Source organism: Flavobacterium sp. LHD-80 (assembly GCF_030929605.1).
GTDB lineage: Bacteria > Bacteroidota > Bacteroidia > Flavobacteriales > Flavobacteriaceae > Flavobacterium.
This window is the reverse complement of sequence record NZ_JAVFVS010000008.1, coordinates 274437-289949: the sequence shown is the minus strand read 5'-3', so window position 1 is coordinate 289949 and position 15513 is coordinate 274437. Positions and strand designations below refer to the sequence as shown.

Annotated in this window: 16 protein-coding genes; 8 read left to right on the top strand and 8 right to left on the bottom strand. The window is 33.0% G+C overall.

Going from position 1 to position 15513, the window contains the following annotated elements; translation table 11 throughout:
- Window positions 1–127 precede the first annotated feature (127 nt).
- Together RB619_RS12745 and RB619_RS12740 are read right to left on the bottom strand one after the other, a co-directional pair.
- Window positions 128–697 carry a DUF3109 family protein gene (locus RB619_RS12745; protein ID WP_308097987.1) on the bottom strand — a complete coding sequence of 190 codons (570 nt, stop codon included), beginning with the start codon at window positions 695–697 and terminating at the stop codon, window positions 128–130.
- 90 nt (window positions 698–787) lie between these two features.
- Window positions 788–1570, bottom strand: coding sequence for a hypothetical protein (locus tag RB619_RS12740; protein ID WP_308097985.1), 783 nt, complete (start codon window positions 1568–1570; stop codon window positions 788–790).
- Window positions 1571–1859: 289 nt separating this feature from the next.
- On the opposite strand from RB619_RS12740, the gene RB619_RS12735 reads away from it, so the two are divergent.
- From RB619_RS12735 to RB619_RS12725, 3 genes are all read left to right on the top strand, one after another.
- The gene (locus RB619_RS12735) at window positions 1860–2438 is read left to right on the top strand and encodes a MarC family protein (protein ID WP_308097983.1); all 579 of its coding nucleotides are present in this window, start codon (window positions 1860–1862) and stop codon (window positions 2436–2438) included.
- A gap of 100 nt (window positions 2439–2538) precedes the next feature.
- Window positions 2539–2739: a hypothetical protein gene (locus RB619_RS12730; RefSeq protein ID WP_026728410.1), complete on the top strand. Its 201-nt coding sequence runs from the start codon at window positions 2539–2541 to the stop codon at window positions 2737–2739.
- A 2-nt stretch (window positions 2740–2741) separates the two neighbouring features.
- The gene (locus RB619_RS12725; protein ID WP_308097979.1) at window positions 2742–3347 is read left to right on the top strand and encodes an FAD-dependent oxidoreductase; all 606 of its coding nucleotides are present in this window, start codon (window positions 2742–2744) and stop codon (window positions 3345–3347) included.
- Window positions 3348–3437: 90 nt separating this feature from the next.
- Here RB619_RS12725 and RB619_RS12720 read toward each other — a convergent pair whose 3' ends face one another.
- From RB619_RS12720 to RB619_RS12700, 5 genes are all read right to left on the bottom strand, one after another.
- Entirely contained in the window at window positions 3438–3752 is a 315-nt protein-coding gene (locus RB619_RS12720) for a hypothetical protein (RefSeq protein WP_308097977.1), read from the bottom strand.
- Between the two features lie 88 nt (window positions 3753–3840).
- Window positions 3841–4206: a nuclear transport factor 2 family protein gene (locus RB619_RS12715; RefSeq protein WP_308097976.1), complete on the bottom strand. Its 366-nt coding sequence runs from the start codon at window positions 4204–4206 to the stop codon at window positions 3841–3843.
- Between the two features lie 12 nt (window positions 4207–4218).
- The gene (locus RB619_RS12710) at window positions 4219–5802 is read right to left on the bottom strand and encodes a S41 family peptidase (protein ID WP_308097974.1); all 1584 of its coding nucleotides are present in this window, start codon (window positions 5800–5802) and stop codon (window positions 4219–4221) included.
- A complete protein-coding gene (locus tag RB619_RS12705; protein ID WP_155103208.1) occupies window positions 5802–6233 on the bottom strand; it encodes a dCMP deaminase family protein in 432 nt (143 codons plus the stop codon). The genes RB619_RS12710 and RB619_RS12705 overlap by 1 nt, the downstream gene beginning before the upstream one ends.
- 5 nt (window positions 6234–6238) lie before the next feature.
- Window positions 6239–6832 carry a HupE/UreJ family protein gene (locus RB619_RS12700; protein WP_308097972.1) on the bottom strand — a complete coding sequence of 198 codons (594 nt, stop codon included), beginning with the start codon at window positions 6830–6832 and terminating at the stop codon, window positions 6239–6241.
- A gap of 169 nt (window positions 6833–7001) precedes the next feature.
- On the opposite strand from RB619_RS12700, the gene RB619_RS12695 reads away from it, so the two are divergent.
- Window positions 7002–7433 (top strand): TerB family tellurite resistance protein, encoded by a 432-nt coding sequence (locus tag RB619_RS12695; protein ID WP_035653359.1) that lies wholly within the window; start codon window positions 7002–7004, stop codon window positions 7431–7433.
- Window positions 7434–7644: 211 nt separating this feature from the next.
- Here RB619_RS12695 and fbp read toward each other — a convergent pair whose 3' ends face one another.
- Window positions 7645–8649 carry a class 1 fructose-bisphosphatase gene (gene fbp / locus RB619_RS12690; RefSeq protein ID WP_308097969.1) on the bottom strand — a complete coding sequence of 335 codons (1005 nt, stop codon included), beginning with the start codon at window positions 8647–8649 and terminating at the stop codon, window positions 7645–7647.
- A gap of 171 nt (window positions 8650–8820) precedes the next feature.
- Between fbp and RB619_RS12685 the strand changes: the two genes are divergently transcribed.
- The 4 genes from RB619_RS12685 to RB619_RS12670 all read left to right on the top strand — a co-directional run bounded on the left by RB619_RS12685 (window position 8821) and on the right by RB619_RS12670 (window position 15470).
- Complete coding sequence (locus RB619_RS12685; RefSeq protein WP_142451686.1) at window positions 8821–9321, top strand: GNAT family N-acetyltransferase; 501 nt, start codon at window positions 8821–8823, stop codon at window positions 9319–9321.
- Window positions 9322–9473: 152 nt separating this feature from the next.
- Complete coding sequence (locus RB619_RS12680; protein WP_308097966.1) at window positions 9474–10733, top strand: aspartate kinase; 1260 nt, start codon at window positions 9474–9476, stop codon at window positions 10731–10733.
- A gap of 605 nt (window positions 10734–11338) precedes the next feature.
- On the top strand, window positions 11339–11923 hold the full coding sequence (locus RB619_RS12675; protein WP_308097964.1) for a hypothetical protein: 585 nt from the start codon (window positions 11339–11341) through the stop codon (window positions 11921–11923).
- Between the two features lie 115 nt (window positions 11924–12038).
- Window positions 12039–15470, top strand: a complete 3432-nt coding sequence (locus RB619_RS12670; RefSeq protein ID WP_308097963.1) for a hypothetical protein — start codon at window positions 12039–12041, stop codon at window positions 15468–15470.
- Window positions 15471–15513 lie beyond the last annotated feature (43 nt).

The window sequence follows — 15513 nt, the reverse complement described above, 5'->3', positions numbered from 1 at the left end:
AATATAGACTTTTTGAAATAAAAAGCAAGAAATTTTAAATTGTTTTTAAAAGTTTTTTTTGAGCTAAAACTTTATTTTTTTGAGTTAAATCACGCCCTCGCAATAGGGTCTTTTCTACACTTGATTTTTACGAGTTCTTAAGTTCGGCAGCAACTTTTTCAAGTTCCAAATACCAATCTTCACCAAAACGGCGAATCAAGGCTTCTTTAACAAATTTATAAACCGGAACTTCTAATTCTTTGCCTAAAGAACAGGCATCATCGCAAATATCCCATTTATCGTAATTGACCGCGGCAAATTCCGTAAAGTCTTTCACACGGATTGGATATAAATGACATGAAACTGGTTTTTTCCAGTCTACGATTCCTTGATTGTAAGCTTGCTCGATACCGCAAAGTGCCGTTTTTCCGTCAAAAATAACATACGCGCAATCTTTCTCATCAATTAATGGCGTTTCAAGATCACCGTCTGTTCCTTTTACCCAAGTTCCCTGGGCTTCAATAGCAGCAATCCCTTCTTTTCTTAAAAAAGGTTTTACTTTCGGATAAATCTCTTCTAAGATTTTAGTTTCAGATTCATTCAAAGGCGCGCCAGCATCTCCGTCGACGCAACAAGCCCCTTTGCATGCTGATAAATTACAAACAAATTCTTTTTCGAGTATATCCTCTGATACGATGGTTTTTCCTAGTTGAAACATTTTGCAAAGGTAATTAAAGATTCAGGAAATAAAAACCGCTCGTCAATATATGTTTGCAAACCCAACTTATTTAGAATGTTACCATTTTATCTACATAAATTTATAGTCGGATTTATTAAATGTATAAGCGCTTTTTTCTAAACTGAGGCATTTCATTGTGGTTACTTTTCGGCTTTTTAAATCTTTCATGGTCATATCCATTAATAAAGTACGATCTTCAGGTTTAAAGTAACTCGACAATCCTTCGGGCATTTTCCAGCCTTTTTGGTTTTTAAACATATCACCAAAACTCACTTTTGCTTCACTCGTGTAATAACAAATAATATCATATTCATCATTCGTCATCTGAATTCCTTTGCAGTTGTAGCCTAAAAAGGTTTTGTTTGGAAGCGTCTTATAAGTAAATTTAGACTTCTCTCCTTCTTTTTTTGCCATGCCCGAATAATCAGCCATTTTTGACGCTGATGCCATTTTTTCCTTGCCGTTTCCAAAAGCAGTTACCGTAATACTGTTTTTAGAATCCATGATCATGAACATATCCTGTCCTTGTCCCTGCGAAATATTCATTCCGAAATAAGCCGCATTAGGTTCTAATAAATAATTTGCATTCATTGCTTTTCCTTCATCGGTTTTAATTTCCATTATATATTTCCAACTAAAATTATAGGAATTTGGCACAACCGAGGGATCAACTTTGTTTTTACCGTAACTTAAAACGGCATTTTCCATATTTACATTTTGATCAGCAGTTCCGCTGCCATTTTGGCCTTTTTGTTGCGCTGCTTTTTTAATTTGTTGCCAGATTTGGGCTTGTGAATTATTAGGCGAAAACAATAAACACAAGAAAACTATAACAAACATCATCTTTTTCATAACCTTCCTTTTTAAGTTACAACAAATTTAGCGATTGATTTTCAGTAAGTTATATTTTTTAACGTTTGATTTTTTAACTTTCTATAGACAAGCAGAGAAATAAATTAAGTTCCAAAACAAACCGCCATTTTTTCTTCAAATCTATAATTTAACCACTACAATGTTACAAATATCACATTTTATACATACAAACAGTGTTTTTATAACAAAAATACAATCTGTCAAAAAATCACCTAACTTTATTACCTACTTTTGCAGCAAATTATTAATCGCTTAAAATCAGAACGATATGCTTGAAATTGACTTTAAAGAAATTATTACGGTTGGAATGGTACTTTTTGCAGTAATTGATATTGTAGGATCAATTCCGATTATTGTCAATTTACGAGCAAAAGTTGGGCATATTGACTCCGAAAAAGCTTCCTTAGTCGCAGGTACGATTATGATCGTTTTTCTTTTTGTTGGAGAAGGATTATTGAATTTAATTGGAATCGATGTACATTCATTTGCCGTTGCCGGATCTTTTGTATTATTCTTTCTTGCTTTAGAAATGATTTTAGGAATTAGAATTTATCGTGATGAAGAACCAGGATCAGCTTCAATTGTTCCTTTAGCGTTTCCGCTGATTGCTGGCGCAGGAACCATGACAACATTATTATCACTTCGATCTCAGTTTCATACTATCAACATTATTATTGCTATTTTATTGAATATCGTACTGGTTTACATAGTTTTAAAATCATCTAAGAAAATTGAAACTTTATTAGGCGAAAACGGACTTGGCGTAGTCCGCAAGACATTTGGGGTCATACTTTTAGCGATTGCTGTTAAATTATTCGCCGCTAATGTTAAAGGTTTGTTCGTCTAACATTTATTTTTATACTTTTACCGCATAAAATTTCTAAAAATGAAACTTTAAGCCCTGTTTTTAAGGTTTTACTTTGATTATTTTAAACAAAAACAACCAGATGAAAATTTTTACTTCAATATTAGTGCTTTTGGCATTAGCTTTAATTGTTTTTAATATTACGCTATTAGACTTCAAAAATCCATTTCAAGGAGATAGTATGGTAGCTTTTATTGGAATCGCCGCTTCTTTCTGCGCCGTATTGATTCTTTTGATTTTTAGAATTTCAAAAAGAATTGAAGAAAAAACTAACGGCAGATAACAATGTTTGACGTTCTAATTATTGGCGGAGGCGTATCAGGAATATCTTGTGCACTTGTTTTAGGCTCTGCTAAAAATAAAGCTTTTGCAACCGATAAAAAAATCGGAATTTTTACACATCAAAAAAATTCTTCTCTTCAAGAAGCAATTTTCTACAATGCTTATGGCATAACGCCAGGAAAATTAGGTTCTGAATTACTTACAGAAAGCACACAAGATTTAGCAACAAATTATCCTCATATTAATCAAATCCCAAATGAAAAGGTGATTAAAGTTGAAGGACAATTTCCTGAATTTACTGTAATTACAAATAAAAACTCCTATAAAACAAAAAGTATTGTTGTCGGAATTGGTTCTGCCAATACTTTTGACATTGAGGGCTTGATGCAATTTGTTGAACCGCATAAAAAAGCACTTCCAGAAAAACAACGAATTCAGTTAAAAAACGAAGATCACAAAGTTGCTGACGGAATTTATGCAATTGGAACTTTAGCTGGCTGGAGAAGCCAATTGGCTATTGCTGCAGGAAGCGGTGCTGCTGTTGCGACAGATATTCTTACTTTATGGAATAACGGCGTACAGACTCATTCCCACGATAGCATTCGATAAAAATATTAAACCATATAAGTTATATAAGTTCATTTAATGCTTTACGCATAATTATATTTACTTATATAACTTACATGGTTTAAACAATTTTTATTTTACAGAGATAATCTGCGTTACTTTAATATGATTTTCATCTTCGCTTTTCCAGAATTCTCCTTTCACTGAAACTTGATCACCAATTTTTACCTGTTTGTAGTTTTGCGGCCCACCCACATTTACAACACTAATCGTTGCAAAATAAACTTCTTTTTGAGCTGTGTTGATTTTTGCTGTGTAGCCGTCTTTACCGCCTTCAATCGATTCGACTTTTCCTGAAACCGTTCTAGAAGCGTCTTTTGCACCTGCGCAAGAGATTACAAAAGTCATTACAAGTAGAAGAAAGCTTATTCTTTTTAAATTTTTCATGTTTTGATTTTAATGGTAAAGTAAACTAAGAACCAAGATTGGTTCGCTAAGTTTTATTTTATGTTATTATTAAATTTCTTCTCAAGATTTATGCCAATGGAATACAGCTTCCGGCAATAACTTTTAAATTTTCATCAAATTGTTTCCAAACTCTGATATATTTCAAAACTCCATTTATTGGAGTTTTATCATAAGTTCCTTTTAATGAAACTGCTACAGTTACGATAGCTACATCATCAATTATATTAATAATTTGATCTGAAGCTTCTAGGGATTCGACTTGCATTTTTCCAGAACGATAGGAATCAAGATCAAAAGCTTTTGTGATGGTATTTCCGTCAGGTAAATTGAAAAGCAAATCGTCGTGAAGGATTTTTTCTAAAGTGGAAACATCAGCATTTTTAATTGCAGTTAAAAGTTCGATTTCAGCATTTACAACGGCTTCTGTTTTCATATTTCAAAAGTTTCAGGATTGTTTCTTTGGACTCAAAACCGATTTGATCATGGCGTCTTCTTTCAAAATCACATTATAATAATACAATTCGCCGAACAATTGTCGGGCAAATTCAGCTGTGATATAACGATTCACCAATGCTTTGGTTTTATCTAATTTTAAATCCAGACCGGTCATTGCAATGTAGTTTTTAAACTTCTTGAAATAAGCATCTGAATTTTTCATTTCTTCTAAAAACTCGTTAAAATGAAGACCAACAAACGCTTTTCGGTTTTTATCTAACTCTTCGAAAACGAAATGACCAACAATTCCGGTTTGTAGCAAGTAAGCAACATTTTCATTTCCGTGCTCTGCCTCCATCGGAACAAAAACATCAGGAACAATTCCGCCACCGCCGTAGACTATTTTGCCTTTTGGAGTTTTAAATTTCAAAGAATCGGCCACTTTTATGCTGTCTTTTGCATAAAGTTCACCTGATTTTATTCTCGATTCTGATTCTTTAAAATATTCTTCATTTCCTTTTTTATAAGGTTTCTGAATCGATCTTCCTGTTGGTGTGTAATAACGCGCCACGGTTAATCTCACTGCAGATCCGTCATTGAAATCCATTTCGCGCTGTACAAGACCTTTCCCAAAAGAACGACGTCCAACGATTGTACCGCGATCATTATCCTGAATTGCTCCAGCTAAGATTTCGCTGGCAGAAGCACTGTTTTCATTGATTAAAACATACACTTTTCCGGTTTCAAAACTTCCCGCTTTTGTTGCGTATGTTTTTTCGGTTGTGCCGTTTTTATTTTTGGTAAAAACAATCAATTGTTTGTCTTTCAAAAATTCATCGGCAATTGCGACAGCTTCTTCCATATAACCGCCTCCATTATCACGAAGATCAATTACAAGCGACTGAATACCGCTTTGTTTCAATCGCGCTAAACCGGTTTTAAACTCATTGTAAGTCGTTTCGGCAAAACGATTGATTTTGATGTAACCTGTATTATTTCCAAGCATCAACGAAGCATCAACACTCTTAATCGGAATAATATCTCTTTTTATTTTAAATTTTAGTTTCTTTTGTTCCGATTTTCTAAAAACCGTCAATTCGATTTCAGAACCTTGAAGGCCTTTTAGTTTTGAAAACAAACTGTCTGAAGGAAGTTTTCGTCCGTATAATTTTGTTTTTCCAGCAAATAAAATTCGATCACCAGATTTTAGTCCAGCTTTCGCAGAAGGTCCGTTTTCAATAGGTTTTATGATTGCAACAGAATCTTTATACATGTAAAAATTAATCCCGATTCCAACAAAATCACCTTTCATGCTTTCAGCAACTTCGGCTTGTTCGCTTGGCGGAATATAAACGGAATGCGGATCTAATTTTGACAAGATGTTATCAACTGTAAGATTTACAATTGAATCGGTATTGATACTGTCGACATATTCATTATTAATAAAATCGATCAGTTTATTTAATTTGGTTTTAGAGTAATTTTTAGCCAAAAGCTGATCATCCGCGGGAGCATTCATTACGCTTCCGAGTACGGTTCCCAGAGCAAAAGTAGCTCCGATAACAATTGGCAAATATTTTGGATTAAAATTCATTACTCTTCTAAAACAGGAATATGTTCAACTTCGATACCCGCTTTTAATAAAAATTGAAGCCCAGAATCATCTCTGTATCCATTATGATAAACCACTCTTTTTATTCCAGACTGATGTATCAATTTACTGCATTCTTTGCATGGTGAAAGCGTAATATATAACGTTGCGCCTTCGCAAGACTGTGTTGACCTCGCTACTTTTAAAATTGCATTTGCTTCGGCATGAAGAACATCCCATCGGGTCAATCCGTCTTCATCTTCGCAGCAATTTTCAAATCCAGATGGCGTTCCATTGTAGCCATCAGAAATTATCATTCGGTCTTTTACGATAATTGCTCCTACTTGTTTGCGTTTGCAATACGAAAGCAAACTCCATTCTTTTGCAATTCTCAAATAAGCTTTATCGTATTTGTTTAATTTTTTTATCTCCATTTATTTTATCTGTTCCAAATTGGGCTTTCGATAATCATCGGAATCACAACTCCAACAATAAAAGCCGACATTACAAGTGCCCAGTCACGTTTTGAAAAACGAAATACTGTTTGCACTATATATGATAGTATCAAAACTATAAATACCACAACTAACTGTGCTGCTTCGATCCCCAACGCAAATTCTCCTAAAGGTAGTAATTTTGACGTTGCCGTGCCTCCTAAAATTGTTTTAAAATAATTTGAGAATCCAAGTCCGTGTATAAGTCCGAAAAACAGCGTAACTATAAAAACTAAATTTACACCTTCATTTTTAGTTGCTTTTCCTGCTGTAAAAAGATGATATAAAGCGGTAATTAAAATTGTTATTGGAATTAAAAACTCAACAAGATTTACTTTTACTGCAATTATTCCGAAAACAGAAAGTATTAATGCTACTGTATGACCGATTGTGAAAACCGAAACCAAAAGCAAAATGCGTTTCCAGTCTTTAAAAGCGTAAGGAACTGTTAGTGCGATTAAAAAAAGAACGTGATCGTAGGCGTTGATATCTAAAACGTGTTTTAATCCTATCTGAAAATAAATCCAAAATTCTGACATAGGGGTTGTAATATTAAATGATTAGGGGATGTAAACTTACGACTTATTTTGAAAATTTCATGAAGTCCATCTCTAAAACAACGCAGAAAAATAAGTTAAATTTTATGAGAAATTTAAAATTATGAATTAAAATAACTTTTATCTTTGTTTAACAAAAACCTTATTAATTATGTCATTTTCAGAATTATTTGATAGCGAATTCAAGCAAAGAAATAAAGGCCACTTTTCTGCTATTGTTCGCGTAGCATTAGCAGATGGAGTTGTATACCCAGAAGAAAAAGCCTTTTTAGATAAACTTGCTTCTCGTTTAGAAATTACAGAATCGGAATACGAAGAAATTCTTAGCGATCCATTAAAATATCCTATTAACCCACCTTATTCATATGTACAGCGTTTAGAGCGTTTATACGATTTAACAAGAATGGTACACGTTGATCATCATCTTGAGGACAAACAAGAGGTATTATTGAAAAAGATAAGTGTAGCTTTAGGATTTACTCCAAGCAACGTAGATTATATTATTGCAAAAGCATTGTCTTTAGTAGACCAAAAAGTTGACGGAGATACTTTTATTTACGAAATGCAACATATGCATAAATAGTATTCAGTGATCAGTTTTTAGTGTTCAGTTTTATACTGAAACTTGACTGCGAATGAAATTAAAAATAAACCCGACAAGTTTTTAGAAACTTGTCGGGTTTACTGTTTATTGTCAAAAGCAAGCTTGAAACCTGAAACAAAAAAACCTAACAGATTTTTAAAACCTGTTAGGTGACTATGACTGAATACTAAAAACTGATCACTGAATACTTTTATTCAGCAGCCATAAATTCCTCAGCTTTTTCTACCATATTTTTGCTTCCGCAGAAAAACGGAACTCTTTGATGCAATTCAGTCGGCTGGATTTCCATAATTCTTCCAAAACCATCTGTTGCTTTTCCTCCGGCTTGTTCTGCAATAAAAGCCATTGGGTTACATTCATATAATAAACGTAATTTCCCTTTTGGCGCTTTTGAGCTTGTCGGATAAATATAAACACCACCTTTAATCATATTTCGATGAAAATCGGCTACAAGACTTCCTATATATCGCGAAGTATAAGGTCTGTCCTCTTCTTCACGCTGACAATATTTAATGTAATTCTTTACTCCCTGCGGAAAATGAACATAGTTCCCTTCATTTACCGAATAGATATTTCCGTTTTCTGGAAATCTCATATTTGGATGTGAAAGATAAAATGTACCAATTGCCGGATTCAGTGTAAAACCATTTACTCCATGTCCGGTGGTATAAACCAGCATTGTCGAAGTTCCATAAATTACATAACCTGCCGCCACTTGATTGATTCCCGGTTGTAAAAAATCCTCACTTGTTACCGGGGTTCCTATTGGCGTAATTCTTCTAAAAACAGAAAAAATCGTTCCTACAGAAACATTTACATCAATGTTTGAAGATCCGTCAAGCGGATCCATTAAGATCACGTACTTATTATTATGACTGTTGTCGCTCCCCTGAACAGTTATAAAATCGTCGTTTTCTTCTGAAGCAATACCACAGACAATCTCACGGTTTATTAACGTCTGGATAAATACTTCGTTGGCATACACATCTAATTTTTGCTGGTCTTCTCCTTGAATATTTTGTTCGCCGGCGGCGCCAATAATATCCACTAATCCTGCTTGGTTAACTTTATAGTTTACGACTTTTGCCGCCAAACGTATAGAGTTGATAATCCGGGAAAGTTCTCCCGACGAATACTGAAATGCTTTTTGGTTCTCAATAATAAACTCTCCCAGTGTTTTATTGCGTTCTTCCATTGCTATATCGTTATAGTTTTAATTTAAAGTCACAAATATCGCTTATTTTGTGAGAATGATTTAAAAATTATTTTGTTAGTTTGCTACTATTGTATATTTGCTAATTAATAGCAAAAAGTACCTTATAAATAAATGCTTTTTTAGCTAATAAACACTTAATAATACGAATAAATGAATATTAGAAAAGGAAATCCCGAAGACATGAAATCGGTTTTAGGATTAATTCAGGAGCTGGCGATATTCGAAAAAGAACCTGAAGCTGTCGTAATTACAGAAGAAGATTTAGTTCGTGACGGATTTGGAGAAAAACCTCTTTTTCAGGTTTTTGTGGCAGAGATTGAAAGTGATTCAGAAGAAAGCAAAAACGGAAAAGAAATAGTTGGAATTGCATTGTACTATTACCGCTATTCGACTTGGAAAGGAAAAACAATACATCTTGAAGATTTGATTGTAAAAGAAAAAATGCGCGGTACTGGATTAGGATCGGCGCTTTATGCTGAAATCATGAAACAAGGGAAAAAAGACAACGTTCGAAGAGTGGAATGGAATGTTTTAGCATGGAATACACCGGCAGTTAATTTTTACAAGAATTCTGGCGCAAGAATTCTAGAAGACTGGCAAGTTGTGCAAATGGATGAAGCGGGAGTTAATTCGTTCTTAGAAAAATTATAAAAATAGTTTGCCACAGATTATAAGGATTAAAATGATTTTAAAATCTGTTTAAATCATTTTATCCCGATAACTATCGGGAGTGGCAAAAAACACAAAATATGCTAGGTTTCGATTTGAATCTGAAATCTGAAATTAAAATCTATAAATTAAAAATGAGAGTATTTAAATTTGGTGGAGCATCGGTAAAAGATGCAGATGGAATTAAAAACGTTTATGACGTTTTACAAAAAGTAGGTTATGAAGATGTAATTCTAGTAGTTTCGGCTATGGGAAAAACAACAAATGCTCTTGAAGTGGTTATCAAGAATTATTTTGAAAAATCGGCTGAGTTAAATTCTTCAGTACAAGAAATAAAAAAATATCACAATCAAATCCTATTGGATTTATTTGACGACGAAAATAATGAAGTTTTCGGAGCTGTAAATGCACAATTTGAGGAATTAGAATATTTTTTGGCCCATAACAAATCGCCAAATTACAATTTCGTTTATGATCAGGTAGTAAGTTTTGGAGAATTAATTTCTACCAATATTTTAAGTCATTATATGAATTTCAGAGGAATTCAAACGCAATGGCTTGATGTTCGCAACTTCATCAAAACTGACGCAACTTATAGAGATGCCGAAGTTGATTGGGAAGCGACACAACAATTGATCAGTAAAAATGTACCTCGCAAAATTTTAAATATCACACAAGGATTTTTAGGTGCTGACGAAAACAATTTTACAACAACTCTTGGCCGTGAAGGTTCAGATTATACTGCTGGAATTTTTGCTTATTGCTTAAATGCCGAAAGCGTAACAATCTGGAAAGACGTTCCTGGAGTTATGAATGCTGATCCGCGTTATTTTGAAAATGCAAGTTTGTTAAACCAAATTTCGTATCGTGAAGCAATCGAATTAGCGTTTTACGGAGCGACGGTTATTCACCCAAAAACATTACAGCCGTTACAGAAAAAAGAGATTCCGTTATACGTAAAATCATTCATCAATCCTTTATTAAAAGGAACTTGTGTTTCTAAAGGGGTTGATCTTGAACCGCAATATCCTTGTTTTATTGTAAAAAGAGAACAACTTTTAATTTCGCTTTCATCAATTGATTTCTCTTTTATTATGGAAGAAAACATCAGTGAGATTTTTGGACTATTCCACGAATTTAAAATCAAAGTAAACTTAATTCAGAATTCGGCGATTAGTTTCTCTGTTTGTGTGGAAGATAAATTTGGGAATTTCAATGAATTGAATGCGATTCTTTCGAAAAAATTCAAAGTAGAATACAGCGAAAATGTAACACTTTACACGATTCGCCACTTTACAGAACAAGCTGCTGAAACGGTTGAAAAAGATAAAGAAGTTTTATTGAAACAAGTAAGCCGCGAAACAATGCAGATTGTGACTAAAGAGCTAAATTAATATTGCTTTATAAAAGGTAATTATTTCAATTCAACTATATTTTAGAAAGGCTTCGCTTAATTGCGAGGCCTTTTTTATTAAGTCAAAAAATTCTTAAATAAATTGACTAAATTTACTCTTGAAGTAAAACATTCTTGTTTGATTGCATTTTTATTTAGAAAAACCCCATGTTAAAAAAATACAGTTCATTAATTATTTTCATCTTAATAGAAATTGTCATTGCCTTTTTGGGCTTAAATAATTCCATCAAACAAAATTCTGATTTCTTATCGCTTTTAACTGGTCTATTTTTAATCGTCGCTCCTTTTATATACTATTTGCTCACAAGAAAAAAACAAACAGAACTCACTTTTTGGTTTGTTTTTTATTCGATATTTAAAATAACGCCCTATATATTTTCAATGGAAAATAATTTTTTCGAAAGATTGTTTCAATTGAAAATATATTTAAACATCGCTTTTTTACTATTCTTAATTTGGAAAGTATTTTTGTTTTTAAGAGATTTTAAAAATGCAACAAAACAGAAAGAAAACATTGAGCAAGATGCCCATTCAATCATCACTGACTCTTTAAAAAAGTCAGTGCGTTTTCAAAAATTGGGAAAGATGATTGCCTTTGAAATTTGCTCCTTTTATTATTGTTTTATAAAATGGCAAGGTGATAAAAAGACTAAAAACGATTTTTCAGGATATCACAACAGCGGTGTTAGCGGTCTTTACTTTGGATTAATGCTTGTTTCTGTTTTTGAAGCGTTTGGCTTTCATGCGCTTTTAATTTCCCGAAATAAACCTTTAGCCATTTTGCTTCTTGTACTTCATGTTTATCTGTTAATCAATTTAATTGGTCATCTCAAAGCTATTTTTTTCAGAACACATCTTGTACTTTCTCAAAAAATCGTCCTTCGTTATGGTCTTTTTGAAACTACAGAAATTCCAATGCATTCGATTTTATCAATCAATAAATTTGAAGGCGATTATAAAAAAAGTCCTGAACTTGTAAAATATGCATTATTAGGTAAAATGGAGCCACACAATATTGCATTAGAATTAAAAAACGACCAAAATTTCAAACTCCCTTTTGGAATAACAAAAAACTCAAAAAAGGTATTATTCTACATTGATAATGTAAATGAGTTTATAAATGAAACCAGACTCAAAATAGAAGAAAACCAAACTCTTAAAAATGTATGAATGCAAAAGCAGTTGTAATTACAGAACTCATCAATAACTCATTATAAACAAAATAACCAACCAAACATTTCCCAATTATAAATACTACTTTTGGCTTTTTAGAGTTAAAGTATTTATGTTGAAAAAATTACTTTTTTTAACGGTTTTCATTTGGTTTTCTGCGCTTCAGGCTCAGGAAACAGAATCTCCGTATAAAACAAAAAAAGTAATCGCAACGCGCGATACCATTCATCTGGAAAAATTCAGCATAAACCCAAGTTATTTCCAGCTTTTAAATACTAAAAATGAAGTTATCGATTCTTCTTTTTATAAAATTGATTTTCAAAAAGGAAGACTTCTTTTAAACGAAAAATTCACCTCGATTTCAGATACTTTAATCGTCAATTATTTAAAATATCCTGATTTTATTACCAAAGAATATAGTCTTTACAAATCAGATCAAGTAGTCAGCAACGACGCTGGAACTGAAAAACTGTATAAAATTGACAATGCCAATACTAAAAAAGTTGTTCCGTTTGATGGTTTAAATACTTCCGGAAGCATTACGCGTGGCGTTACGGTCGGGAACAATCAAAATACGGTTTTAAACTCAAATTTAGATTTACAGATTACGGGAAAAATCTCCGACAAAGTCAGTTTGCGAGCCTCACTTCAGGACAATAATATTCCGTTGCAGGATGGCGGTTATTCACAAAAGCTGGATCAGTTTGACAATATTTTTATGGAGCTTTTTAGCGATGATTGGAACATTCGCGCCGGCGATGTATTTCTGGAAAATCGAAAAACGCAATTTCTAAATTTCAACAAAAAAGTTCAGGGACTTTCGGCAAGTTTTGATTTTGATACTGGAAAAAGCAAAACCAATGTCTTTGCCTCAGTTGCTTTTGTAAAAGGCCAATATGCCAAAAGTACTTTTGTTGGTCAAGAAGGAAATCAAGGTCCATATAAATTAAAAGGCCAAAATGGTGAATTGTATGTTTTAGTTATTTCCGGTTCAGAGCGTGTTTATGTAAATGGGGTTTTGCTGAAACGTGGTGAAAATAATGATTATGTAATTGATTATAATGCTGGTGAAATTGTTTTTACTTCTCTTTTCACGATTACTTCTGAAATGCGTATCAATGTTGAATACCAATATTCTGAACGAAATTACAACAGACTTGTAACGTATGCCGGTGGTACGCATGAAACAAAAAGCTGGAGTTTTGGCGGTTATGTTTATTCTGAAAATGATTTAAAAAATCAGCCTTTACAGCAAAATCTTTCTAAAGATCAAGTTCAGGTTTTAAGTCAGGCTGGCGATAATCCAGATTTGATGAAAGCACCGTCTGCATTTGAAGATACATATTCTGATAATAAAATTTTATACAAAAAAACATTGATCAATTCAGTTGAAGTTTATGAATATTCAACCAATTCTGCCGATGTCTTATACAATGTAAAATTCAGTCTTGTTGGCAATAATGCAGGAAATTATATTATTCAAAATAATAATTCGGTCGAAAGAATTTACGAATATGCGCCTCCTGTAAACGGAATTCTTCAAGGGAATTACGAACCCGTTGTACAATTAGTTCCGCCAATAAAATTGCAGGTTGCAACCTTTTTAGGAAAATACAATCCGAATGAAAAAACACTTGCCGATTTTGAACTTGCTGTAAGCAACAACGACAAAAATTTATTTTCGAATATTGATGATGGCAACAACGAAGGAATTGCCTTTAAAACCAATATCAAAAAACGACTTTTTACTAAGACTTGGACGTTAGATGCTTTTGTAAATTATCAGTTTGTCGAAGAAAATTTCAAGTCGGTTGAGCGTTTGTATAATATCGAATTTAACCGCGATTGGAATTTAAACGGAACTCTTTTAGGAAATCAGAGTCTGCTCGCAACTGGTTTTAATTTTGATTTATTTGCGAAGAAGAAAACTTCAAATGTTGGATTATTGACGTATCAATTTGAGAAATTAGATTTTAGCGAAAGTTATGCGGGAACGCGTCACACGACAACGGCATTTTTTAAAATAAAGAAATGGACTTTTGAAAATCAGGGAAGTTTCTTGAATTCGGATGCAACAGCTTCGGTTTCAAAATTTATTCGAAATCAAACGCGAACGAAATATCATTTTGGGAAAAACTGGATTGGCGCAAGTATGCAACTTGAAGATAATCAGGAAAAAGATAAAGTGACGAATCAGTTTTCGGCCTTGAGTCAACGGTTTTCAGAATTTGGTGGTTTTATTGGACGTGGAGATAGTACAAAAGTTTTTGTCGAAATCGGTTTTCTTCAACGTAAAAATGACAGTTTACAAAACGGATTATTGCAACATGTCAACAATTCGCAGACTTATTATTTTAAGTCAAAATTGATTCAGAATAAAAAAACAAATCTGGCCGTTTATGCGAGTTATCGAAACTTAAATTTTACAGATCCGAATCGAGGCAACGAACCTTCTTTGAATTCGAGGATTTTATATAACGATCGTTTCTTTACACAATTAATGCAAGTTGGAACGGCCTATGAAACCAGTTCTGGAACCATTGCGCAACAGGAATTCACTTATATTGAAGTGCCAACTGGCCAAGGTGTTTATACTTGGAATGATTATAATGGCAACGGAATTAAAGAATTGGAAGAATTCGAGATTGCACAATTTTCAGATCAGGCACGATTTATCAGAATCTTTTTGCCGAATCAAGTTTACATCAAAACAAATCAGAATAAATTTTCACAGTCGTTGATTTTGAACCCGATGCAGTGGCAGAATGAAAGCGGTTTGAAGAAATTCGCTTCTTACTTCTATAACCAAACTTCTTTTATTATGGATCGAAAAGTGAAAAATAATGGTGAACGTTTGGAACTAAATCCGTTTGATTCTTCAGAAGAAAATATTTTGGGATTAAATTCCAGCTTAAGAAACAGTTTGTTTTTTAATCGTGGAAAGCAGAAACATTCGGTAACTTATTCGTATTTGGTCAACAAAGGGAAAAATCTGCTTTCAATTGGATCGCAAAATGTCACCAACAATTCGCATCAATTGCAGTACACGCATTTGCTTCAAAAAACTTGGCTTTTCAACTTCTTCACCAAAACGATAAAAACAGATTTAGTTTCAGAGGATTTTGCTGAAAAAAACTATGACTTAAAAGGTTATCAAATTGCACCAAAAATCAGTTATTTATTTTCGAAAAATACGAGTTTGGATTTCTTTTATGAATTTCAGAATAAAGAAAACCAGATTGGCAATTTAGAAACTTTAGTTCAAAATAGACTTGGAACTTCTTTTTCATTTGCAGGCGAGAAAAAAGTAACACTGAATGGTGAGTTTTCTTTTTACGAGAATAAATTTACCGGAAACGAATTTTCATCAGTAGGATATCAAATGCTGGAAGGACTTCAAGCCGGGCAAAATTTAGTTTGGAAATTACTTCTTCAAAAAAATATAACGTCATTTTTAGATGTTAATTTAAACTATCAAGGCCGTAAAGGAGAAACAGGAACAACGATTCATACCGGAAACGTACAACTTCGCGCCTATTTTTAATAATATAAAGAAAAAACTTACGTTTAAATAAAAATAAATTGAT